Below are 22,840 nucleotides of genomic sequence, written 5' to 3'. Positions count from 1 at the left end.
CCGTTCCGAGCGGGTGGGGTCCGGGGACCCCACCCGCGCTGGATTATTCGGCGACGTAGAACTCGTCGGCGTTCTCGGCGGTGACGAAGACGCTGGGTACCGTGATATCCGTGACGGCGACGCCTTCGGCGGCGTCGATCAGCAGCTTCGCGTTGGCCTCGGCGAGCGCCTGAGCCGGCACCACGATCGAGGTGCGGTAGATCGAATCAGGGATCTTGATGAGGTCGAGGACCTCGTTGGTCGCGTCGCGAGAGGCAACGTAGTAGTCGGGGTCATCGACCGCGACGCCCGAGTCTAGGAGTGCCTGATAAGCGCCGAGCATGGTGTCGTTCGAGGCGCCGAGCCAGACGTGAGTGTCGGGGTCCGCGGTGAGTTGGCTCTTGGTGAAGTTGTAGCCGTCCTCGCGGGTAATCGTTGAAAGCTCCGTGATCACAGCGTTCGGCATGACCGACACGAAGCCCTCGGCAAGACCGTCCATGGCGAGCGCGCCGAACTCTGTGTCGCGGCCACCGAACGTGGCTACGGTGATCGTGGCGTCAGCGCCGGCGGTCTCTGCTGTTTCCTCCGCCGCGCTTACTCCGAGGTCATAACCGCCCTCATAGGAGTCGACAATCGTGGCTGCGGCTACACCGTCCCACGTGAGGAGATAGCCCAGGACGGGGACCCCGGCTTCGGTTGCCACCTCGGTGACGGGAACCACGGAGTCGGTCGACACGGGGTAACCCATGATCGCCTTGACATCGCCGCGGTTGACCCAGGCCTGCCAGGATGCGACCTGACGGTTGATGTCGAACTGGGGGTCGTCCGTGAGGAACTCGTACCCAGCGTCCTCGATGATCGGTCGCATGATCTCGAGCTGGTCGTTCCAGATCTGGATCTCGGAAGTGGCGAAACCCATGGCGATGGCGCCCTTGGGCTCGTCGCTGGAAGCGCTGGAAGCGATCGGATCGGCGGACTCGGAGGAACTGCTGCATGCTGCGAGGGCGAGGGCCGCGACTGCGGCGGTGAGGCCCGTCGCGAGGCGCTGAGTGTGCTTTTTCATTGAATCTCCATCTGTTTGGCCCGTTGGGGGGACACGGGCGAGACCCAGGAAGTCTCTGCAGTGAAGACTCGCACTCAACCATTTCTGGTATGGCTGGTCGCGCGTAACAAGGATGTAAATCTCTCGCGGGAGCCGGGCGAGGGCCGCGGGGAGTGTCCCCGAGCTAGGGGATGCGGGTGGTGCCGACGCTGAGGCGCGTGCGGTCGGCCCGGAAGAGGTCAACAGAGACTTCGATTGGCGCCCCGCCCCCGTCGCTCCCGATGCGGCGTAGCGCGAGCAGCGGCGACCACGGCTTGACCTTCAGCAGCGCGGCGACCTGGCGCGGCGCGTGTGTGACCTCGATCGATTCCTCGGTGGTGAGGATGGAGATGCCGTACTCGTCGCTCAGCAATGAATACAGCGACAGGATCGGGCTGTGGTCAAGCAGGTTGGGGAAGCGCTCGAGATCCAGGTACATGCGCTCCAGCGACAGCGGTTCCGAGTCTGCTAGCCGCAGTCGCAGCAGAGAGATTGCGGGCGCGCCGGGGGCGATCCCCAGCGGCTCCGCGATATTCGCGGGCGCGGGTTCGATGGTCTCCGAGACGATGCGGGTCTCCGAGGCGAATCCTTGCTCTGCGAGCATCTGCGGCACGCCCTTGACGGAGGTGAGGTCGCGCGTCACCTTTCGCGAGTGGCTGTCGAAGAGCAGCGGCGGGACCGGTGCGGACTGCACTGTCTCCGTGATGAAAGCGCCGCCGGCACGTCCCTGAATCCGGATGACCCGGTTCTGCTTTTCGAGCCGCGCGAGCGCGGTGCGGACCTGGTTTCGCGACACCTTGAATCGCGCCGCCAACTCGCGCTCCGGAGGGAGTTTCTCGATCCCTTGAGAAGTCAGGTCCGTGACGAGGCCGTCGATACGCGCGACAAAGCTGTCGAGATCGCTGGGCTGATTCGTCATGTCGGCCTCCCGGCTAAGTGCTGGACGTGACTATAACCCTCGCGTGTTGCGGCGTGGTTTCGACCTCCTGGCAGCCGGGAAGTGCAACGCAAAGAGGGACCCGGCGCACCCCGTGCCGGGCCCCTCTTTCTCTATCTACTGTGCGCTAGCTCGTGCAGCTCACCGCACCCGCTGCCGGGGCAGTGCCTGATCCAACGAAGCCGTACTCCATGGACTGGCCCGCACTGATCGAGCCGTTCCACGAGGCGTTGGTCACCGTGTAGGGCGATGAGCTTCCCGACACGTTGCCCGACCACAGTTGTCCAATTGAGGAGCCTGCGGGCAGGGTGAGCGACGTCGACCACGAGCTAATGCTCGCGGAACCAGCGGTCACCTTGACGGAGGCCTGGAAGCCGCCCGGCCATGAGTTGCCAACGCTGACGACCGCCGTGCACGCGCCACCCGGTTCAGGGGTGACAGAGGGCTCGGGGTCCGGCGTGACCGAGGGGTCAGGGTCGGGAGTGACCGAGGGGTCGGGGTCCGGCGTCACTGACGGATCGGGATCCGGAGTGACCGACGGGTCGGGCGTGGGTGACGGGTCGGGCCCGGTTCCCTCGTCGCCGATCACCGGGTACGCGTTCTGAACCAGCTCGATGAACTGTGCCTCGAACCACTTGCCGGACAGCGGGGCGTTAGCCTTTGCTCCGGTGAGCAAGCCACTCAACTTGGGGGAGTTGAACGTCGGGTCGCACATGCGGTCCAGCGCCTTGCCCTCGTCGTTGGGGATCTCAACCGAGGAGCCATCGGACTCTCCCGGAGGCTTGATCCACACGAACGCGTCGAGGTGCGAGTCCGGGAAGCCGGCGGGCGAGGCCTGGGGGCGCTCACCGATTCCTGCTCCTTCGGGGTTGCACCAGGCGCCGCGGTGGTTGCGCTGGTCGACACGCGATTCGTTGACGAACGTGTTGAGGACAGTGCTGGTTGACGCAGCGGTGGGTCGGTTCTCTCCGCCCCAGCCGTTGCGGCTGGTGTCGATCAGCATGCCTACCGACGTGGGGAATCCCTCGGCAACAAGCTTGCCGTAGAGGTCCTCAGTCCAGTCGATCTCGTCGAAGTCAAAGTTCCACTCGTAGAAGTCGGCAGATCGCACCTGGTACTGGTTGCCAGGCAGCGTGGTGGTCGCATCGGGAAGATACGGCTCCACCAGCGGCGTGGTGTTCGCGGTGTTGGTGACGAACCCATCGATCGAGTCGAATCCGTCGATGGTGTCCTTCGCGATGTCCGCGAACAGTTTTGCGGTGGGACCGGAGTTGCTGTCCCAGCCCAACCAACCGCTGTGCGCGGCGTCCACGTAGGTGTACACCCCGGGGATCGCGTGCAACTTGTCGAGCGCGTACGTCACGCCTTCCTTGTAGTACGGCGCGGACTGCTGGCACGCGGGATGCGATGCGTTCGTCACCAGGTTAGGAAGCGAGTCCGGCTCGACGGTCGCGGAGACGCGCAGAGACTCGTACTGAGGCTCCGCGAGCATGTCCGTAATCACGTCGATGTAGTCCTCCTTGTAGCGGGTCATGCCGGCCGGGGTGGCGGGCAATTCACCGTTGGAGGCGAGCGCGTAGCAGTCGCGACCGGGAAGGTCGTAGACGACGAGGTTGAAGACGATCGGCACCCCCGCCTGCTTCTGCTCGAGTGCGGCGTCCAGGTGGTAGCGCAGGCCGGGGCCATCTGCATTGCCCTCGATCGCGCCAATCCTGTCCATCCACACCGCCGTCGGCTGTTCCGACACGGCGAGCATGGCATCGGCGAGATCGCCGGATTGCCGTGACGCAGCATCGGCGACGGTGGCCGACCAGTTGGCATTGACGTATTGCGTAGCGCCGGCGTACGGGTTGTCGACGTGTGGTGCGGGTGCGGCGCTAGCTGCGGGGATGGAGACTACTGCCCCCGCCGCAACGACTGCGCCAACCGCAACCAGGCTGGTAATTGTTTTTGACCTTGCTGTTTTTCTCACGGTGCCCTCCCAGGCATTCACGGCGCTTCATTGCGCCGCTTAGCATGGGCTCAGCGTCAACCTTTGGTGTCAACGGTGAGCCCCTCAGAATCTCTGACTTTGCCGTGACTGCCAACGCCCTCCTCAATGAGGTTCGCGGTCAAAGTGAACGTAACAGAACGTTTCGATAGCCGCAACAAAAGGGACAAACCGTGTGAGAACATGCACACGAGCCGGTTGAGACAGGGGAGTCTCAGGGGGCATGCAAAAGGCCCGCATCGCGTGCGACACGGGCCTCTCGGAAAGCAAAAATCAGGCGGTTAGCGGATTCCTACCGCGCGCTGCGCGTTGACCGCGCGGAGCTGTCCGGGGATGGTGAAGAGGTCGATGAACCACATGATTCCCAGGACCCCGCCCGTCAGCAGGTAGAGAATCCCGCGACCGGTCTTACCCATGTAGAACTGGTGGACGCCCAAGAGTCCGAGGAAGAACCAGAGCACGTACGTGACGCCGGTCGACTTCGGGACTAGGAGTGGCTGAGAGTATGAAGTGGTCATGCCGGTACTTTACGCGTACCAGCGTTTATGCGTCTACGCGTTCGCACGCGCAACGGTCCTTCTGGGCGACGTCGGCGAGCGCCTCCTCGACGTGCAGGCCGCAGCCGGCCCAAGTGGTCTTGCCGCAGGTTTCGCAGGTGGCGGGTGAGCACATAGGGAGATCCTTAATGTCGTGCGTGAAGGGTTGTTGGTGACCAGTCTAAGCGGGGCTAGGCGCCGCGCTGGTCGTGGATGGCGTCGAGTTTGGCGCCCAGAATCCGCTGGTTGTAACCCACTCGGCGCAGCGCCTCGAAGCCGAGGACTATCGGCAGGAAGAGGAGGCCACTCAGCGCGAAGGAGCCGAGGAACCATCCCCAGGCGAAGGAGGAGCTGTCACCCTCCGGGACCAGGATGAGCCCCGCGACGAGCCCAAAGATCAGGGCCGCGAAGAGCGCCCAGGTGATGGCGGCGCTGAAGAATCCGTTCAGGGGCTTGAGGTTGCTGGTCGGAGCGATTCGAGTCATGACATCACTCTGGCACAGGCGGGGTGCAGCAGCGGCTAGCGTGGACGTCATGGGACTATTTTCTTCCGCAAAGAAGCGCGTCGAGCCGTACGGCCTACTCAAGGAGGATGCCGAGCACCTGGCGCGCCTCGAGGAGCGCGGCATGGACGCCTTCACCCCACGCGACAGCGAGTTCGCGGTGTGTTTCAAGTCGCAGGACACGGCCGATGCGGCGGCGGCCTCCCTGCGCGCCGACCGGGTGCGCCACGAGGTGGTCGAGCCAAGTCACGACGTCCCCGAGTGGACCATCATGCTGCGCGGACGCCGCATCCCGTTGGTGCCTGACTTTCTGCGCGAACGAGTCGACCTGTGCAGGGCCCTGGCCGACTCTCACAAGGGCGAGTATGAGGGCTGGATCGCCCTCATGACCGACGAGGAAAAGGCGACGGTCTAGCCGATGCCCATCAACGAGTTTTTCATCGTCGTCGCCGTGGCGCTGGTGGCCTGGTGGTTGGTTCGGTCCATCGCGAACCTCCGCGGCGAGGACGTGGGGCGCAACGACAGGCTCGACGTCGAGGCCGCGGCTGTGCTCCTGGTGCTGTGCTGCGCGGGCGTGGCCTTCAGCGGAAACGGGGTCATACAGATCGCCGGCGTTGTCGCGCTCTTCGCCGGGCTGGGAGCCGGCTACGTGCGGGTTCGCCGCAACGGTTCGTAGTTGCGCTTAACTCTTCGTCAGCGCCCAAAGGGTCACGAGCACATATGGTGATGCGAGCAGGATGAGCCCGACAACGGCGCCGCCCACCGTGTAACGACTCCGTAGGCGCTTGCGGCGCGGGTCGCCCTCAACGGTGACGCCGCGGTCATCGCCGGCCATAGACGCCGCTGATTCCAGCAAGCTCCGCCCCACGGTATTCGCGATTCGCATCACCCGCTCGTGTTCCTTGGGCTTCTGGAGGTTGAACGGGACCGACGAGTGGAGCACTATCCGGTCGTGGATGACCTCGATGTTGAAGCCGTGGTCGGTCTCGTCGATGAGTCGCAGCAGGTCCGGCGGGAACATCTGGAGGGCGGCGTCGTGGGCGCCGTCCGCCGCGTACAACGTGAAGCGCTTGGCGAACTGGTCTGCGAGTTCCACCTTCTGGCTGTCCCAGAACGTGTAGTTGCGCGTGTCGCTTCCCTTGACCTCGAGCATCATGTTCGGCAGAGCGGTGGCGGTGCGAAATTCGATAAAGGCCCAGCTCTGACCGCCAGCTACCTGTTGGCTCTTCGTGTGACGAGTGACGGTGCCGTATTCGAACGTCGGTTCCGTGGGCACCACGAAGTAGTTGTCTCGTGTCACCTTGTGTCCGCCGGAGGCGATAGTGCCGGGCATGGAGGACGGGTCGGTCGTGACGACGAACTCAAAGCCGTTGGTCTGGGCAAACGTGAGGAGCCGGTACCACTGGGTCCACTGCGTGAAGCTCTTGACGAAACTCGTCACGCCAAAGGTGATGCTGAAGAGCAGGCCACCCACGATGAGCAGCCCCACGCCCAGTCCGGCTGCACCGACGGGGGAGATGCCGTCCACGAATATCTCGCCGGAAAATGCGGCCGCGATCATCACGACGACAAACGCGAGGATGGGCAACACCAGCAACGCCATCATGACACCGAGGATCACGCGCGGCCATACTCTGCCCTTGAGGTACTCGGGCTTGTTCTTTACAGTCTCGATCCACGCGTCGCGGCTGGCTTTGTCGACCTGTTCGGTCAGCGCGTGGGTGTTGAGGTTGACGGGGCTTAGGTTCCGGCTCATGCGCTGGATTGTTTCACGACTAATGCTGATGGCCCGGCATTAGTCATTAACGAACGCTCCTGCTGTCAGCGTGATGATCGGGTGGGCGAATGGCCACGGTGCCCAAGGTGATTCCACTGACGCTATAACGTGTGCGAAGCATCTGGGCGCGGAGCTTGCCTCCTAGTGCACTGTCTGCTGCATCTTGACTGACCATGCTCGTGCTTGCGGAGGCAGAAGTTATTTCTTCAGCGTTTGCTATAAGGCCACGGCCCACGGTGTCCGCGAGGTGTATGACTCGCTCGTGTTGCTGCGCGCGCTCTAACTTGAATAGTCGCGCGGAGTGGAGCACGATCCGGTCCTCGATTACCTCAATATTGAAGCCGCGATCAATTTGGCTGATGAGCCTGAGCAGGTGAGGCGTAAACAGTCCCAGTGCGGTCACGTGGCTTCCCTCCGTCGCGTAGAGCGTGAAGTCCTTGGCGAACTCGGGATCGATTGGCACGCGCTGGCTGGAGCGGAGGGTGTACGTGCGGGTCTTGCTCCCCTTGACCTCAAGCATCATGTGTGGAATCGGCGTAGGGGTGCAGAACTCTATAAAGGCCCAGGAGCTCGATCCCGCAACCGGAAAGGTGATCGTATGCCGTGTCGCAGTGCCGTATTCAATTGCGAGCGCGGGGGAGACGACCCCCACGAGTGGCACAGTAATCGACTCCCAGTGGAATGCTCCGGTGAGGAGCCCCTCGATTTGACGGTCGCCGTGTCAGCTCGTTCCCGCAGGTCACGAGTGTTCAGATCGCAGGAGTGAGGTTGCGGCTCATGGCTGGAATTGTGCCATGCCTGGTGCGGACGCGTTTATGCAGGCTCTTCGCCCGATCCCGGCGCTGCCGGGTTCCTGATCCCCAGCCACGACACGATGCCGCCGAGCGCGAGCAGCGCGGCCGTCACCATCATCGCCCGGTGGAAGCCGTTCAGGTCGAGCTGGCCGCCCACGATGGTGCCGATCAGCGCGATCGCGACGAGGCCCGCGATCCGGCTCACCGCGTTGTTGACCGCCGACGCGATTCCGGAGCGCGAGGTGTCGATCGCCCCCAGGATGGCCGACGTCAGCGGCGAGACGGTGAGCGTCAGCCCCAGCCCGAAGACGACGATGCCGGGCAGCACCTGCCACCAGTAGTCGAAGTCCTCGTCGACGGCGAGCATCAGCAGGGCGCCCGCGGCCATGGCGAGGGGGCCGACCGTCATGAAGACGCGGGGGCCGATCCTCCCCGCTAGGGCGCCCACGCGCGAGCTCAGCGCGATCATGATCACGGTGATCGGCAGGCTGGCGAGCCCCGCCGCAGTCGCGCTCAGCCCCGCCTGTTCCTGCAGGTAGACGGCCAGGACGAAGCCGTTGAGGGACAGTGCGCCGTAGACCAGGAACGTCGACAGGTTCCCCCACGCGAAGTTGCGGGCCTTGAACAGGTCCATCGGCATCATCGGCCGCGTCGCCACATGCTGGCGCCACAGGAACGCGACGAACGCGGCGACGCCCATGGCCGCGGGAACCCAGATCTGTGGGTGGCCCCAGCCGTACAGCGGGGCCTCGATGAGCGCGTAGACCATCCCTCCCAGCCCCGCGGCGCACAGCACCGCGCTGATCGCGTCGATGTGCGCGTCGGGAAGGCGGACGTCCTGCTGGGTCAGGCGGGCGAGCAGCCACAGCGCGACGGCGATGGGAACCACGTTGATCACGAAGGCCAGTCGCCACGACGCGAGGTCCACGAACAGGCCGCCCACGACGGGTCCCACGATCATGGCGCCCGCGGTCATCCCGGTCCAGGTGCCGATCGCCTTGGCCTGCGCGGCGCCGCGGAAGTTGGTCATGATCAGCGCGAGGCTGGACGGCACCAGCAGCGCGCCCGCGGCGCCCTGAAGGAGGCGCGCGCCGATTAGCACCTCGGCGGTGGGGGCGACGGCGACCGCGACGGAGGTGATCCCGAATCCGATCAGGCCCCAGCGGATGACGCGGAGGCGGCCGTAGGTGTCGGAGATGGAGCCGGCCACCAGGATCAGGCTTCCCAGAGTGAGCAGGTATGCGTCCACGGCCCACTGCTGGACGGAGATCCCGCCGCCAAAGTCGGCCTCGATGGCGGGCAGCGCCACGCTGATCACGGTGCCGTCGAGGAAACTGACGAAGCTCGCGATGATCGCGATGGCCAGCACTAGTTTCTGCTCTCGCGAGGAGGAGGCGGGGGAGGCCGATGCTGGGGATGTCACGCTCCCCAGGCTACGTCCGATGCGCGCGGTTAGAGGAGCGCGCCGATGATCGCCGCGGCACGCGCGGCGCCGTCGGTGTTGACGTCCAAGAAGTCCGCGTCGCGCGAGAGCAGGTCGACCACGGCGTCGGCCAGGGTCTGGGGGTCGAGCTGGTCGTACTCCATGCAGCGTCCGGCGCGGTAGCGGTCCAGGCGTGCACGCACGTGCAGGTTCTGCTCGAAGTGGTCGCGAAGCGGCACGTAGATGAACGGCACCTTGGCGGCCGTGAGCTCCATCGTGGTGGTGAGTCCTCCCTGCACTATGGCCAGGTCGCACGCGGTCAGCCAGCGATACAGCTTGTCGACGTACGAGTGGTACTCGACTCCGTCCACCTGGGGCAGTAGTCGCGGGTCGATGCGGGGCCCGGTCACGACGATCACGCGCAGCTCCGGCACGGCCCGGCGCGCGGTAGGTACCGCGGCGACCACCCGGCGCAGCAGGTCGAGCCCAACGCCTGACCCGCCCACCGACACCACGCACACCCTCTCGCGGGGCCCGAAGCCCACCTGGGCGCGCAGGCGCTCGCGGTCGCCCAGCGCGCGCGGGTCGAAGCCGGTGACGTAGCCCGCAAAGTCGAAGTTTCGCTCGGTCCAGTCGCGGATGCCGGGCAGCCCCGGCCCAAACGTGCCCGCCACGATGTCGTCGCTCTCACCCACGAACACCGCGGCGTCGCGCAGGTGCGGGTGTTTCGCGACGTGCTCGATCATCTCGAGGTTGTAGTCGGCCGCGACGACCGCCTGCCGCTCGCCGCCGGCGGGCATCGGCAGGAATCCCACAAAGTCGGTCATCCAGGCCAGCGGCGCCCGCTTCAGGCCGGGGTTCTCGAACAGGTGGTAGTCCAGCTCCCACGACTCGTCCGCGATGATCAGGTCGTAGTCACCCGCGGCGGCAACGTCGTCGAGCACGTGGAAGTTGTGGCACATGATCTCGTCCATGTCACGGATGGCCTGGAACGCGTCCAGGGCGTGCTCGCCGCACTCGGCCTCGATGTGCCCGGACTCGCTGGCCAGCAGCGCCGATGCGGGGTGGACGGTGTGCCCGGCCGCCCGCAACACCCGGGTCACCGGGTTCTGCGATAGCCAGTCGATCTGCAGGTCCGGGTGCGACGCGACCAGCTCGTCGGCGATCGCGACGTCGCGGCGCGCGTGGCCGAGCCCGATGGGGGACGACAGGTACAGCGCCTTCTGACGCCGCGCGGGGGCGGACGCGTAGACCGTGGCGGCCATGGCATCGGGCGCCGTGTCGGTAGGGCCCGGACCGAGGACGCGCTCGGCGAGTTCCAGGATCCGGAGGTTGACCATGACGGGGTAGCGCGCGTGGACGGGATGCCCGGCACCCTCGACGGAGATTAGTTCCGCGCCGGGGATCAGGTCGCGCGCCACGACAGACGAGGCGTGCGTGGTGATCCGGTCGTCGGTGCCGTGGATCAGCAGCGTCGGGACGCGGCTGGCGGCGAGGCGGCGGCGCATGTCGTCGGCGTCGAAGTCGCCGCTCCCGTCGATGGTCCACCACAGCACCTGAGGGTCCTGCTCCATGCCCCAGCCGAGGCAGTCGTCGTAGCCCTTGGTGGAGTGCGGGTCGGAGTTCACCTGGTCCATGAAGAACGCGGTGAACGCGGGCCAGTCCCGCGCCCAGTACTCGCGGTTGAACTTTTCCCAGCCCCGCGGCTCCTCGCCGCTGGCACCGTCCCACGTGGACTCCGCACGGTCTGGGTGGGGGACGCGCCACGGGTGGCTACCGCCGATCGACACGATTCCTGGGAAGCGTTCGGGATACAGGGCGGAGAGGTAGAGCGCGAGTTCGCCGCCCATCGAGTACCCGATGGCGAGCGCGGAGGCGGTGTCGGTGGCGTCCATGACGGCCATCGCATCGGCGACCCGGTTGGTGTGGCCGTAGCGCTCGGCGCGACGCGGGCGCGTGGATCGACCCGTACCCGTGGCGTCGTAGACCACCACGCGGTAGCGGCCGGCCAGGAACGGAATCTGCAACTTCCAGGCGCGGGAGTAGATGTATTCCCAGGTGGGCAGCAGCAGGATGGTGGGGCCGGCGTCGCCGTAGACGTCGTAGGTAAGGGTCGCGCCGTCGCGCTCCACGGTTCCGGTGCGGGTGGGCTCGAGCGCCCTCATGAGCGTGCCCCCGCGGGGGTCGTGGAGGCGGACGATGCCGCGGCCGCCTCGGCGGTCGCGATCAGCGCGCCCACCGCTCGCAGGGCGTCGCGAACGGGCAGAGTGTCGTCCTCCTGGCCGGCGAGGATGATGGCCTCGGCGCCAAGAAAGCTGGCCGATGCGAGCGCCGCGAGCTGGGGGACAGTGAAGGGGGAGAAGTCCACCCCGCGGGCCTCGTGGCTCGCGAAGGCCTCCGTCAGCACGGCGCCCCACGCATCGAGCATCGCGCGCACGCGCTTCCCGATGACCTCGTGAGACAGGCCTGCCGCGAGGAGTTCGTGAAGGATGCGAACGTAGCCGGAGGCCAGGTCGTCGTCGAGGTAGTCGCACGCGCGGACCCACTGCACTGCGAGCGGCTCGTCGCCGGCGTACATGGCGGCCTGGCGGCCAACGAGTTTGGCGTTCTCCGTGTCCAGGAGCTCCAGGACCAGGTTCTCCTTCGAGCCAAAGTGATAGTGGATCTGAGACAGCGGCACGCCCGCGCGCTCGGCTACCTTGCGCGTGCTGAGCGACGCGTAGCCGGTCTCCAGCAGTGCGCCGCGCGCCGCGTCGAGGATCGCTGTCGCGGTGGGGGACATCGCCAAGGGGCACGCTCCTTTGCGTCACGGGCGGAGGAGGGGAAACTCCCGGCCGCCATTCGGTCGTTCGACCGAATCCTCTTAAGGTAAACCCGGCCACCGCCGCTGTCAACGGGAACGCGATGTCCCGCGGCGTCCGACACCCCGTGTTGGTGGTGGGGAAAGGGCCACACGGTAGCGTCGAGTCATGAACGGTTTCGATATCCGCACCCTCCTCAGGCGCCTGCCTCAACTCATCTGGTTCCGCCTGGTGCTCTTCTCACTGGGGGCCATGGCCCTGGTGGGCCTCGCCGCTTCGGCCGGTTCCCTTGTTCCGGAGTGGCTGGCAGTCGACTTTGGACAGGACTCGGCGCTGCGTATTCTGCAGATCCTCGCGACCTCGATGCTCGCCGTGACGACGTTCTCGCTCACCGCGATGATTGGCGCATACTCGGGTGCGGCTGCGGGCACTACGCCGCGCGCGACTCAGCTGCTGATTGCGGACCGCACCTCGCAGAACGCACTCTCGAGCTTCCTGGGCACGTTCGTGTTCGCGATCGTCGGCATCGTCGCGCTGTCTACCGGCAGTTTCACGGAACAGGGGCGGTCGCTACTTTTCCTGGGCACCCTGGTGGTGATCGCGATCGTGGTGATCACGCTGCTGCGCTGGATTCAGCACCTCACCACGTTCGGTCGCGTCCCCGACGTGCTGGACCGGGTGGAGGCGGCCGCGACCGACGCGATCTGCGCGTATGCGCGCGAGCCGCACCTGGGCGGCGTGCCCGCGGTGGAGGCTCCCTCCGCTGCGCGCGAGGTTCGCGCGACCGCCCCAGGCTGCGTCACCGGCCTGGACATGAGCGGGTTGCAGGCGGTCGGCGAGCAGGCGGGCGTAGCTGTGCACGTCGCCACGCTCCCGGGTATCGCGGTGGGAACGGGTACCGTGCTGGCACGCGTCACCGGAGAGGCGGACGACGACGTCGACGAGGCCGTCCGCAAGGCGTTTCGCGTAGAGAATCACCGCACGTACGAGCAGGACCCGCGGCTGGGTCTCGTAGCGCTCGCGGAGATCGGGTCGCGCGCGCTGTCGCCGGCCACCAACGACCCCGGCACGGCGGTGGAGGCGCTCAACGCTCTCCAGCGCGTGCTGACGCGGGCGCTGACTACCGAGCCTGTAGACGGCGAGCGGTTCCCGGCGGTGCACGTCCCCACCGTCGACTTCGAAGACATGTTGGAGGACGCGCTCAGGCCCGTGGCGCGCGACGGGGCCGCCATCGTGGAGGTGGGGTTGCGGATCCAGCGCGTCATAGGCGACCTGATCGCCATCTCCACGTACGGGCACGAGGCGGCGGCACTACGGGCGGTGTCGGAGCGGACGGCCGCGCGCGCCGCGAGGGAGCTGGTGGACGAGCGGGACGCGGAGCTGGTGCGACTGGCCGCGCTAGAGGCGCGACGGACGCCACCGATGCCCCGAGGGAACTGGGCGGAGCGTCTCTAGACGCTCTGGGGAGAGGGGGGCTGCTCGGCCTCGAGAGCTCGGGCGCGTACTCGGGCGTTGCGGCGCTCGCGATACGAGGTGCCCCTGCCTCCGAGTGCGCCAAGCGCCGTGGTGACGGCGGCGTCGACGGCACCCTCATCCGTGTCGCCGGTACGGGCGGCCAACAAACGGATAAGCGCTATCGTCTCAGGGTCGTTGATCTCGATCGTCATGATCCGAGTCTACGCGCGCACAGGGGCGCACGTCGTGGCCAAGGGCCACGGCTCTCCGTCTATTGAAAGTCGTACCTCACTGAAGGACGTAGTGCCCGATGAGCTTGGACAGGTAAGCCACGTCCACGTCGCCGGCAAAGGCAAACTTCACCTTACCCAAACCCGAGAACCACAGTTCCATCTCCGCGTCGCGGTCGAAGGTGCCGGCCGTCTCCACGGAGAACGACTGGATCTTGGTGTAGGGCAGCGACGTGAGGCTCTTCTTCTTGCCCAGCATCCCCTGGACGTTGAGAGCAATCACCCGCTTGGAGGTGAAGACCACCTTGTCGCGTGATCCGCGGAAGGACATCAGGATGCTCTCGCCCTCGAGGAGCATCTCCTCGAGGATCGCGTCGCTCTCCGGACTCACCACCTGCTTGAGTTTGACGAACGTGGCGTTTTCAAAGTCCATGGTGAGCTCCTGAGAGATGTGCTGTCCCCGCAGATTATCAGTGAAGACAGCCGCGAGGATTGGTCGCTACGAGGCCGCGCCCTTGATCGCGTGGGTCAGCGCCTTCGCGAGCTCCTGGTACTCGCCGCGCCACCGCCTTGCCGTCTCGTAGCCGTCGCCGTCCATGAAGTCGCGCAGGGTGTCGAGCTGGTTCTGCGTCACGAATCCGGAGATGACGTACCCGGCGGTGCTCCCGTCGGTCTCGACCGGCTGGACGGAAAACGTAACTCCGCTGTACTTGGGCATGGTGGGACGTCTCTTTCAGGTTTTCTTGCGCGCGAGGTGCGTCGACTCTGAGCCTATGCCCGGCATCGGCTTGCCGTAGGGGACTAGTTTCCCGGTCCTGCGCTGGTCGCGGGTGCTCCGGATTCGCGCGATGATGGAGATGCGTGCCTTGAGGGTGTGCGCTGGTTGGCCCCGGCTCTTGGGGCACGATGAAGTGCAGCCCTTGTGCGGGAAGGGGTCAAAGATGATCGAGCCAAAAACGGTTCTGGTTCTCACTCCCAGCCTGGGCGGAGACTTCTTCGGAGAGATCCTGGCCGGCATCGAGCGAGAGATCGCCGGGGTGGGCGGACGCCTGGTCATTGTGGAGACGCTCGTGGCGGGCGCGCCCCGCGACGAGGTTGGCGCCCCCGGAGTCTTCGCGACCCGGGCCGCTTGGGCGCGGGTGGACGGCGTGGTCGCCATCACGAGCGCGGTCGGCGCGAACTACCTGCAGCGCCTGCGCGACGCGGGCAAACCAGTGGCGCTCATCTCCAACGCGCAGATGCCGGGGTTCGAGGCCCCCATCGCGCGGCCGGACAACCGCGCCGGCACCATTGCCGCCGTAGAGCACCTGATCGGTCACGGCCACACCCGCATCGGGTTCGTCGGCAACCTCGCCCAACCCGACATCCGGGACCGCTTCGACGCCTATGAGCAGACGCTCGCGGCCCACGGGCTTAAGGGTGACCGCCCGCTGCTGTACTCAGCGTCGCAGAACGCGGAGACGGGCGGCGCGTACGCCGCCCGCGCGGTGCTGAGCGCCGCGCATCGTCCCACGGCGCTGATGGTCGCCACCGACCGCAACGCGATCGGACTCATGCAGGCGCTCGCCGCCGCAGGGCTGGAGGTCCCGCGCGACATCGCGATAGTCGCGTTCGACAACATCGGCGCCGGGACGTTCAGCGCCCCCGCGCTGTCGAGCGTGGACCAGCGCTTCGACGAGGTCGGGGCGCTGGCTGGCAGGCTGGTGCTCGCGCAGATGCGCGGCGAGGACGTTCCGCACGTCGCCTACAGGACCGACCCGGCGGCGCTGATCGTGCGGGAGTCGTGCGGCTGCGACATCGACGCTCAGCACAGCGAGAGCGCGCGGGGAGACTTGACTGCAGAGGAGGCGACCCAGGCGCTACGGGACGCGACCCAGGACCTGCTCCAGCGCGAGCTGCTGACCGGTGACGACGCCGTCGACGGGCGGCTGCAGGACGATGCCATGGCCACGGTGGACGGCGCGCTGCACCTGATCGAGCTGGGGGACGACGTGACGGCGGCGCAGGTCCAGTCCGTCATGGATGCGTTCCGCGGCCTCACCTCGCGACCGGACACGCTGCGTCGCCTCACCGACGCGATGGCGAACTACAACCAGAGCTCCGCTATGTCGGAGGCGCCCACGGCTGAGGCGACCCTGCGGGTCTCTGGCAGGGTGGCCGCCGCGCTGTGGAAGGCGCAGGCAGGGGCATTCCTGCATCGGGCCGAGGCGGGAGACGCCGCGATCGCCGAGCAGTACGCGGTGGACGCGGGCCTGTTGGACACCGCGGGCTCGGACCCGCGCGACCTGAATTGGCTCGCCGGCACGCACGTCAAATCGGCCGCGCTCGGGATATGGGAGGACGGCGAGCCTGGTGGCCGCCTCGAGATTGTCGGCACGCACGGCACCTCCGCTGGGCTGCCGGAGACTGTGGGCCAGGTCCTCGCGGCCGAGGATTTCCCGCCGGAAGCCCTTATCGCAGGGGCCCTCGCGGGCTCGGGAGTTGCGGCGTCGGGCCGCGAGGTATGCGTGGTGGTGCCAGTGAGCACCCGCGACCGCGACTGGGGCCTGCTGGCGCTGGTCGCCGAGATTGACCCGACGACCGCGCGCGAGACGTATCAGCACTGGGCCGCCCTGCTGAGCGCGTCCCTGGAGTCGCAACGCTTGCAGGAGGAGGTCCGCCGCAGCGCGCTGTTCGACGCGCTGACCGGGCTGCCCAACCGCGAGCTCTTCGTCGCGCAACTGGAGCACGCGCTGGCATCCTGCGAGCGGTCGGGTACCCCGTTTGCCGTGCTCTTCATCGACCTCGACGGCTTCAAACTCGTGAATGATTCCCTGGGTCACCAGATGGGTGACCGGGTGCTGAAGGCGGTGGGCACCGACCTCACCGGGCAGCTTCGCGCGGTGGACATCGCGGCGCGATTCGGCGGCGACGAGTTCGTGATCCTGCTCGCGGACACGGGGCAGGAGGACGCGGTGGTTGCCGCGCACCGGGTGCAGGCGGCGCTGGGACAGGTGCACGACTTTGACGGGCACCAGATGGTGCTGAGGGCCAGCATCGGGGTCGCCACGAGCGCCTTCGCCTACGCGTCCGCCGAAGACGTGCTGCGCGACGCCGACACGGCGATGTACCGGGCAAAGTCCGCGGGGCCGGGGTCGGTCGAGCTGTTCGACACGCCCATGCACGAGCGTTCCCAGCAGAAGGAATCGCTCAAGCAGGAGATTTACCAGGGGCTTCAGAATGGTCAGTTCGAGGTCCACTACCAGCCGATCGTCAACCTCGCCTCGGGACGCACGGATCGCTTCGAGGCGCTGGTGCGGTGGCGTCACCCCGAGCGCGGGCTGCTTATGCCCGCCGAGTTCGTGTCGTTCATGGAGGACACGGCCATCATCTTCCAGTTTGGCCACTGGGTGCTGGACGAGGTCTGTCGCCAGCTTGTCGAGTGGGGCCAGGCGGTCACCAGCGTGAGCATCAACGTGTCCGGCAAGGAGTTCTGGAGCCAGGATCTGTTGCGGCACATCCTGGCCACCCTGCGACGCTTCGATTTGGAGACAGACCGCCTGACCCTGGAGATCACGGAAAGTGTGCTCATGCGCAATCCCGAGATGGCGCGGAGGCTGACGCGGGAGATGCGGCAGTCGGGACTGCGGGTCCACATCGATGACTTCGGGACCGGGTACTCGTCCCTGAAGACCCTGCATCAGTTCCCGATGGACGCGTTCAAGATCGACCGCTCGTTCATCCAGCAACTCACGCGGGACGACGACAGTGCGGAGCTGATCTCCTCGCTGGTGACGCTGGGCAAGGCGCTCGGGCTGTCCGTGGTTGCCGAGGGGGTCGAGACGGACGAGCAGCTCGCGCTGCTGCAGGAGCTGGGTTGCGCGACGGCTCAGGGCTACCTGTTCATGCCCGCGGTGACCGGCGCGCGGGCCACCGAATTGCTCGGCCGCACCGTTCGTGACGAGGGTCCTCAGACAGTCTCCTGACGGGCGCGGCCACGCTCGCACCGGGCTATTGGCGAACGCCCAGTCGTTGCCGCCGCCGGCGACGAACGCCACTTTGCCCGTGGCGTCGACAATGTTGCTACCAGGCACTTATGTAACTGGGGCGCTCCCAAGGCCGCTACGGTGGGACCAGGTTTCCGCTGAGAGTTGCCGTGCATTCGCAGCCGTCCATGTCACCACGGTTGCCCGACGAGGAGTAATCGACATGAATATTGAGCGCTCACTTGCGCGCCGAGGCGCAGCCGCAGTAGCGGGACTTGGCGTGCTGGCCATGGTGTCCATCGGCATGACGGCGCCGGCCCAAGCCGCGTCGGATGCCGACATCGACGTCACTTGGTCCAGCGCGACTTTGGACAATGACGTGAACGGCAACGAGAAGCCCGATGCGGGCGACACCGTGAAACTTGTATATTCGCTAAATTCCCTAAGTGCGCGCGTCGCCGATGGAGTCACCCACCAGCGGTCCAGCTATGGCGGCTTTGTCCTAGACAGAAGCCTGAGGTTAGTCTTCCCGATGGGATTAGTAACCCAATACGAGGTCCGCGCTCAGGACTTGGACCCGTTGGGTGGAGGCCCGCACCTGACCGACGGCGTGCTCGAGTACTTAATTGATGGCGGCCCCACCGCGACGTTGGCGCTGGACCCGGCCCTTCTCGCATACACCGCCCCCGCGCCGTTGACGGTGACCGCCGCGGCCGAGCTCGACGAGCAAGGACCGACGACGGACGGCAACCTCGTCGAGGGCGACCGAGTTCGTTACTCCGCGACCATCGAGAACGTGTCCGCCGTGGACATCGTCGTTCCGAGCGTGTCAGGATTCGAGGCGGGTTCGTTGCCCATGACCCTCGCACCGGGCGCGACCTCGACCCTTGACAGCCCGTGGCACGAGGTCACGCTGGCAGACATGCAGGCCGGCGCCGTCACCTTGGCCGGAGCCGCGGTTCAATGGTCGGCATCGGCTAGCGGGCTTGCTACGGCGACCGGTTCCGTACCCGTCGCCACCCCGAGCGTGCCAACCGAGGCGATTGATACCTCGTTCACCTCCGACGTCAAGGTGGTGGTGCACGATTCAACTCGCACCGTGGAACGTGTCCCGGGAGACGTGGTCGAGGGCGACCTCATCGACTTCGCATTCCAGGTGACTAACCAGGGCAACGTGGCGTTCAATTATCTCTACATGCAGAAGATCGCTCCTGACGTCCAGGGCTTTCTTTTCCAGAACGGCAACCTGTTGCCAGGGGAGTCACTCCCGGATTCCGGTGCGGCGGCGCAGTTGTACTCAAGTGAGGGTCCCGTGCTCCGGGCGCACCCCATCTCCCGAGCGGACCTAGCGCGCGGCTACGTGGATATGGCCTTCGTCTTGACCCCGGCGCCCACGGTTGCGTGGGCTAACGACCACAGGGCGGAGCTGACCCGCAATTTCAGCGAGCGCGTGCTGCTGCGCGAGTTCATCGCGGACCTCGACTGGAGCGTCGACGCCGTCCTGCAAGACACCAACGGTGATGGCGTGGGGCAGGCAGGCGAGGACGTGGAACTCACGTGGACCGCGACGCTCCCCGCGGATGCCGACCAGCCCGTCACCATCTCCGGCGTGACCGAGGGCGGACAGTTTGCCCCCTTGGGAGCAGTATTCGATGGAGTGAACCTAGTGCCTGGCGGCACGACGACGCACGCGGACACCGTGACGCTCGACGCCACCTGGATACCCAGCGGGGAATTGGACTACACCGCAACGCTGAGCTATGTGGGCGACGCCGATTTGGCCGCCAATAGCGTGGTGGCGTCCGCAACTGCGATCGAGTTGGGCGACTACGTGGCACCGGCGGTGTCCATCGACGTCGCACAGACACTGAGCGACCTCAACGACGACGGTCAGGCCTCCATTGGCGAGACCATGACGTTCGACGTCACCGTCAACAACGACGGCGGCTACCCGCTGACTGGCGTCGTCCTGGGCGAGGCCGGGGGGGCAACCCTCGACCCCGCGGTGCTGGCCGTCGATACCATCGCTCCCGGCGCATCGGCCGCGTGGCAAGAGACGCACCTGGTGACCGCGGCGGACTTCACCGCCGGATCCTTCACCTACGCCCCCACGGTGGACGCGGACGGCATGTCCACGCTCACGGAGACGTCAACCGTCGCGCCGGTGACGTTTGCGGCCTACGAGGCTGACCTTTCCGGTACGCCCGCGGGCAGCGTCACGGTGTGTTCGACTGCAGGTGACCCCATCGCGCACGCGCTCCAAGGTGATTCCGTCGACGTGACCGTGGGTGACTGCGATTCTGGTCCGCTCGAGGCGGGCTCTCGCGTGGTGGCATTCTCCACGCCACTGCTACTGGGGGTCGACACGGGATCCGTGACGATTCCAGCGACGCTCGCCGTGGGGACGCACCGCATTGCGGTCTACGGATCGAACGGACTGCTGGTGGGGTGGACGGCGCTGGCCGTCAGCGCTCCCGTGGTCCCGGTGGTTGAGCCCGGCGGGCTGTCCGCGACGGGTGCTGAAGGCGTGACGCCGATGCTGTGGGGCGCCGGGTTGCTGTTGCTGCTGGGTGCCGGCGGAGTGTTCGTGGCCCGCCGACGAAACCTGGTTTAAGGCCCTAGTCGCTCGCCCCTGAGGGGGCGGGCGGCTCGTCGCCGATCTCGGGCAGGTCCGGGCGGGCGGTCGCGATGACGGACTCGAACGCGCGCCAGCGCCGGGGCAGCGCCGCGCGCCCCGAGCCTTGGCCTGGGACGCGCGGCGCTACCAACAGCGGTTAGCGGAACCAGTTCCCGCCGTTGACGTCGAGCACGATGCCGGTGACGAAGGTCGCGCCGGGGGAGGCGAGGTACACCACCGCCTCCGCGATGTCGTCGGGTGCGCCGGCGCGGCCCACGGGGATGCCTGCGACCGCGGCCTTCTGGCCGGCCTCGGGAGTGAAGGTGGCGTGGAAGGGGGTGTCGCCGATGAAGCCGGGGGCGATCGAGTTCACGGTGATGGAGCGCGGGCCCACCTCCTTGGCCAGTCCTCGCGTGAAGCCGTCGAGCGCGGACTTCGCCGCGGCGTAGGCGACGGCTCCGGGGCCGCCGCCGTTCTCCGCCGCCTGGGAGCCGATGGAGATGATGCTGCCGCCGTCCGGCATCTGCTGAAGCGCGGCGCGCGTCACCCGGAAGGTGCTGGTCAGGTTGACGTCGACAACCGCGAACCAGTGGTCGTCGGTCATCTCCGCGAGCTTCTGACGGCCCACCAGGCCCCCGGCGTTGTTGACCAGGATGTCGATGGGGCCGCCGAGCGCAGCGGTGGCCGCGGCGAACACGGAGTCCACCTGCTCCTGGTCGGTGGCGTCGAGCGCGAAGGCGCCGGACTTGCGCCCGAGTGCCTCGATCTCGGCGGCGACGGGGCCGCCGTCGTGCGAGCGGTAGGTGAGCGCGACATCGGCGCCACGGGCGGCCAGGGCAAGAGCGGTCGCGCGGCCGATGCCGGTGCCGCCTCCGGTGACAAGGGCGCGCTTGCCGGTCAGATCGTTCGTCATGTGTACCTCCATAGTTAGGTTGCTTACTTTAAGGCCAAGGGGTGGTTAGCGGTCGACGCGGGCGCCGCCGCCGCCGGCCAGCTTGAGGACCTCCGCGGTGGTGACCATGGTGGTGTCGCCGGGGGTGGTCATGGCGAGCGCCCCGTGGGCCGCGCCGTACTCGAGCGCGGTGGCCAACGGCTGGCCGTCGATCAGTCCGTAAATGAGGCCGGAGGCGAAGGAGTCGCCGCCGCCCACGCGGTCCATGATCTCGAGGCGTTCGCGGTGGGTGGACTGGACCAGGCCGGTCTCGGGGGACCAGGAGAGCGCGCCCCAGTCGTTGATCGTCGCAGTGTGGACGGTGCGCAGCGTGGTGGCGATCACCTGGAAGTTGGGGAAGGTCGCGGCTGCGGTATCGATCATCTTCGCAAAGCCGTCGATAGCGAGGGCGGAGAGGTCCTCGTCCACTCCCTCGACGGCAAAGCCGAGGCTCGCGGTGAAGTCCTCCTCGTTGCCGATCATGACGTCCACGTGCGGGGCGATCGCGCGGTTGACCTCCTGCGCCTTGGCCTGGCCGCCGATGGACTTCCATAGGGACGGGCGGTAGTTGAGGTCGTAGGAGACCACGGTGCCGTGACGCTTGGCAGCGGTCACCGCCGCGAGGACGGTCTCGGCGGAGGTCTCGGACAGGGCCGCGAAAATTCCGCCGGTGTGCAGCCAGCGCACGCCCAGCTCGCCAAAGAGGTGGTCCCAGTCCACGTCGTCGGGTCCCAGCTGCGAGGCGGCGGTCAGCCCCCGGTCGGAGACGCCCACGGCGCCGCGCACGCCAAAGCCGCGCTCGGTGAAGTTCAGGCCGTTGCGCACCTCGCGGCCGATGCCGTCGTAGGGCACCCACTTGATGAAGTCGGTGGAGACCCCGCCCTGGATGATCATGTCCTCGACCAGGCGGCCGATCTCGTTGTCCGCCAAGGAGGTGACCACGGCGGTGCGCAGGCCGAAGGCGCGACGCAGCCCGCGGGTCACGTTGTACTCGCCGCCGCCCTCCCAGGCCCGGAAGGAACGCGCGGTGCGGATGCGGCCCTCGCCCGGGTCTAGGCGAAGCATCACTTCGCCGAGCGAGACCGCGTCGAAGTGGCACTCGGAGGCGGGGCGGATAGTCAGGCTCATCATTACTCCTAGGAAAGGGTCGAGTTGGAATGTGGGGTCGCCCGGCGTCGGTGCCGGACGGAGGGGCTAGTTTTTGAGGAGGGCGACGGCGTCTGCCGTCAGGCGGGTGATCTGGGCGAAGTCGCCGTCGCGCACGGTGGCGCGGGGCACCATCCAGGAGCCGCCCACGGCCACGACGGCCGGGATGGCGAGGTACTCGTGGAGGTTCAGGGGGCCGATTCCGCCCGTGGGGACAAAGCTGACACCCGCGAAGGGTGCGGCCAGCGCCGCGATCGCGGGGGCTCCGCCGGACGTGCCCGCGGGGAAGAACTTGACCGTGGTGAGGCCCATCTCCAGGGCGGACTGCACCTCGGTGGCGGTCACCGCGCCGGGCAAGGCGAGGATGCCGTGCTCCTGGCAGCGTTCCACCACGGCCCGGTTGAGTCCGGGGGAGACGATGTAGCTCGCGCCCGCCGCGACGGCCAGGTCCACCTGCGCGACGGTCAGCACCGTGCCGGCGCCCACGAGGATGTCCCCGCGTGCGCTCATGGCACGGATGGACTCCTCTGCGGCGTCGGTGCGGAAGGTCACCTCGGCGACGGGGAGCCCCCCGGCCACCAGGGCGGCGGCCAGCGGGTCGGCATCGGCCGCGTTGTCGAGGACCACGACGGGGACGAGTGTCGTGGCGCTGAGCTGGGCGAGAGTGTTCATGAT

The 22,840-nt window shown here is 67.1% G+C and carries 22 protein-coding genes; 5 read left to right on the top strand and 17 right to left on the bottom strand.

The window, feature by feature from the left end; translation table 11 throughout:
- Nucleotides 1-43: 43 nt before the first annotated feature.
- From ACQU6B_RS09200 to ACQU6B_RS09175, 6 genes are all read right to left on the bottom strand, one after another.
- Nucleotides 44-1,042 carry a sugar ABC transporter substrate-binding protein gene (locus ACQU6B_RS09200; RefSeq protein WP_430867256.1) on the bottom strand — a complete coding sequence of 333 codons (999 nt, stop codon included), beginning with the start codon at nucleotides 1,040-1,042 and terminating at the stop codon, nucleotides 44-46.
- Between the two features lie 163 nt (nucleotides 1,043-1,205).
- Entirely contained in the window at nucleotides 1,206-1,979 is a 774-nt protein-coding gene (locus tag ACQU6B_RS09195; RefSeq protein WP_430867255.1) for a GntR family transcriptional regulator, read from the bottom strand.
- Nucleotides 1,980-2,124: 145 nt separating this feature from the next.
- Nucleotides 2,125-3,969: a glycoside hydrolase family 6 protein gene (locus ACQU6B_RS09190; protein WP_430867254.1), complete on the bottom strand. Its 1,845-nt coding sequence runs from the start codon at nucleotides 3,967-3,969 to the stop codon at nucleotides 2,125-2,127.
- 299 nt (nucleotides 3,970-4,268) lie between these two features.
- Nucleotides 4,269-4,505 carry a TM2 domain-containing protein gene (locus ACQU6B_RS09185; RefSeq protein ID WP_430867253.1) on the bottom strand — a complete coding sequence of 79 codons (237 nt, stop codon included), beginning with the start codon at nucleotides 4,503-4,505 and terminating at the stop codon, nucleotides 4,269-4,271.
- Between the two features lie 25 nt (nucleotides 4,506-4,530).
- Entirely contained in the window at nucleotides 4,531-4,659 is a 129-nt protein-coding gene (locus ACQU6B_RS09180) for a hypothetical protein (protein WP_430867252.1), read from the bottom strand.
- A 55-nt stretch (nucleotides 4,660-4,714) separates the two neighbouring features.
- The gene (locus ACQU6B_RS09175; protein WP_430867251.1) at nucleotides 4,715-5,008 is read right to left on the bottom strand and encodes a hypothetical protein; all 294 of its coding nucleotides are present in this window, start codon (nucleotides 5,006-5,008) and stop codon (nucleotides 4,715-4,717) included.
- 49 nt (nucleotides 5,009-5,057) lie between these two features.
- On the opposite strand from ACQU6B_RS09175, the gene ACQU6B_RS09170 reads away from it, so the two are divergent.
- The gene (locus tag ACQU6B_RS09170; RefSeq protein WP_430867250.1) at nucleotides 5,058-5,441 is read left to right on the top strand and encodes a ribonuclease E inhibitor RraB; all 384 of its coding nucleotides are present in this window, start codon (nucleotides 5,058-5,060) and stop codon (nucleotides 5,439-5,441) included.
- A gap of 3 nt (nucleotides 5,442-5,444) precedes the next feature.
- Nucleotides 5,445-5,702 (top strand): hypothetical protein, encoded by a 258-nt coding sequence (locus ACQU6B_RS09165; RefSeq protein WP_430867249.1) that lies wholly within the window; start codon nucleotides 5,445-5,447, stop codon nucleotides 5,700-5,702.
- 6 nt (nucleotides 5,703-5,708) lie between these two features.
- On the opposite strand, the gene ACQU6B_RS09160 is transcribed toward ACQU6B_RS09165, so the two are convergent.
- The 5 genes from ACQU6B_RS09160 to ACQU6B_RS09140 all read right to left on the bottom strand — a co-directional run bounded on the left by ACQU6B_RS09160 (nucleotide 5,709) and on the right by ACQU6B_RS09140 (nucleotide 11,802).
- Complete coding sequence (locus tag ACQU6B_RS09160; protein WP_430867248.1) at nucleotides 5,709-6,782, bottom strand: hypothetical protein; 1,074 nt, start codon at nucleotides 6,780-6,782, stop codon at nucleotides 5,709-5,711.
- 46 nt (nucleotides 6,783-6,828) lie between these two features.
- Complete coding sequence (locus ACQU6B_RS09155) at nucleotides 6,829-7,326, bottom strand: hypothetical protein (protein ID WP_430867247.1); 498 nt, start codon at nucleotides 7,324-7,326, stop codon at nucleotides 6,829-6,831.
- Between the two features lie 290 nt (nucleotides 7,327-7,616).
- A complete protein-coding gene (locus tag ACQU6B_RS09150; RefSeq protein WP_430867246.1) occupies nucleotides 7,617-9,020 on the bottom strand; it encodes an MFS transporter in 1,404 nt (467 codons plus the stop codon).
- Between the two features lie 29 nt (nucleotides 9,021-9,049).
- A complete protein-coding gene (locus ACQU6B_RS09145) occupies nucleotides 9,050-11,185 on the bottom strand; it encodes an alpha/beta fold hydrolase (protein ID WP_430867245.1) in 2,136 nt (711 codons plus the stop codon).
- Nucleotides 11,182-11,802, bottom strand: coding sequence for a TetR/AcrR family transcriptional regulator (locus ACQU6B_RS09140; protein ID WP_430867244.1), 621 nt, complete (start codon nucleotides 11,800-11,802; stop codon nucleotides 11,182-11,184). Before ACQU6B_RS09140 ends, ACQU6B_RS09145 begins: the two co-directional genes overlap by 4 nt.
- A 187-nt stretch (nucleotides 11,803-11,989) precedes the next feature.
- Between ACQU6B_RS09140 and ACQU6B_RS09135 the strand changes: the two genes are divergently transcribed.
- The gene (locus ACQU6B_RS09135) at nucleotides 11,990-13,276 is read left to right on the top strand and encodes a DUF2254 domain-containing protein (RefSeq protein ID WP_430867243.1); all 1,287 of its coding nucleotides are present in this window, start codon (nucleotides 11,990-11,992) and stop codon (nucleotides 13,274-13,276) included.
- Here ACQU6B_RS09135 and ACQU6B_RS09130 read toward each other — a convergent pair.
- From ACQU6B_RS09130 to ACQU6B_RS09120, 3 genes are all read right to left on the bottom strand, one after another.
- Nucleotides 13,273-13,488 (bottom strand): type II toxin-antitoxin system VapB family antitoxin, encoded by a 216-nt coding sequence (locus ACQU6B_RS09130; protein WP_430867242.1) that lies wholly within the window; start codon nucleotides 13,486-13,488, stop codon nucleotides 13,273-13,275. The genes ACQU6B_RS09135 and ACQU6B_RS09130 overlap by 4 nt on opposite strands.
- 76 nt (nucleotides 13,489-13,564) lie before the next feature.
- Nucleotides 13,565-13,939: a PH domain-containing protein gene (locus ACQU6B_RS09125; protein WP_430867241.1), complete on the bottom strand. Its 375-nt coding sequence runs from the start codon at nucleotides 13,937-13,939 to the stop codon at nucleotides 13,565-13,567.
- Between the two features lie 66 nt (nucleotides 13,940-14,005).
- Nucleotides 14,006-14,224 carry a hypothetical protein gene (locus ACQU6B_RS09120; protein ID WP_430867240.1) on the bottom strand — a complete coding sequence of 73 codons (219 nt, stop codon included), beginning with the start codon at nucleotides 14,222-14,224 and terminating at the stop codon, nucleotides 14,006-14,008.
- A 223-nt stretch (nucleotides 14,225-14,447) separates the two neighbouring features.
- Between ACQU6B_RS09120 and ACQU6B_RS09115 the strand changes: the two genes are divergently transcribed.
- Both ACQU6B_RS09115 and ACQU6B_RS09110 read left to right on the top strand, forming a co-directional pair.
- Nucleotides 14,448-17,471 carry an EAL domain-containing protein gene (locus ACQU6B_RS09115; protein WP_430867239.1) on the top strand — a complete coding sequence of 1,008 codons (3,024 nt, stop codon included), beginning with the start codon at nucleotides 14,448-14,450 and terminating at the stop codon, nucleotides 17,469-17,471.
- A 223-nt stretch (nucleotides 17,472-17,694) separates the two neighbouring features.
- The gene (locus tag ACQU6B_RS09110) at nucleotides 17,695-20,085 is read left to right on the top strand and encodes a DUF7507 domain-containing protein (protein ID WP_430867238.1); all 2,391 of its coding nucleotides are present in this window, start codon (nucleotides 17,695-17,697) and stop codon (nucleotides 20,083-20,085) included.
- Between the two features lie 160 nt (nucleotides 20,086-20,245).
- Here the strand turns inward: ACQU6B_RS09110 and ACQU6B_RS09105 are convergent, their stop codons facing one another.
- The 3 genes from ACQU6B_RS09105 to eda all read right to left on the bottom strand — a co-directional run bounded on the left by ACQU6B_RS09105 (nucleotide 20,246) and on the right by eda (nucleotide 22,837).
- The gene (locus tag ACQU6B_RS09105; RefSeq protein WP_430867237.1) at nucleotides 20,246-21,001 is read right to left on the bottom strand and encodes an SDR family NAD(P)-dependent oxidoreductase; all 756 of its coding nucleotides are present in this window, start codon (nucleotides 20,999-21,001) and stop codon (nucleotides 20,246-20,248) included.
- Nucleotides 21,002-21,046: 45 nt separating this feature from the next.
- Complete coding sequence (locus ACQU6B_RS09100; protein WP_430867236.1) at nucleotides 21,047-22,150, bottom strand: sugar kinase; 1,104 nt, start codon at nucleotides 22,148-22,150, stop codon at nucleotides 21,047-21,049.
- Between the two features lie 63 nt (nucleotides 22,151-22,213).
- Nucleotides 22,214-22,837: a bifunctional 4-hydroxy-2-oxoglutarate aldolase/2-dehydro-3-deoxy-phosphogluconate aldolase gene (eda, locus tag ACQU6B_RS09095; protein WP_430867235.1), complete on the bottom strand. Its 624-nt coding sequence runs from the start codon at nucleotides 22,835-22,837 to the stop codon at nucleotides 22,214-22,216.
- Nucleotides 22,838-22,840 lie beyond the last annotated feature (3 nt).

It is taken from the genome of Demequina aurantiaca (genome assembly GCF_050598105.1).
Classification (GTDB): domain Bacteria; phylum Actinomycetota; class Actinomycetes; order Actinomycetales; family Demequinaceae; genus Demequina; species Demequina aurantiaca_A.
This window is presented reverse-complemented; position numbering and strand designations above follow the sequence as displayed.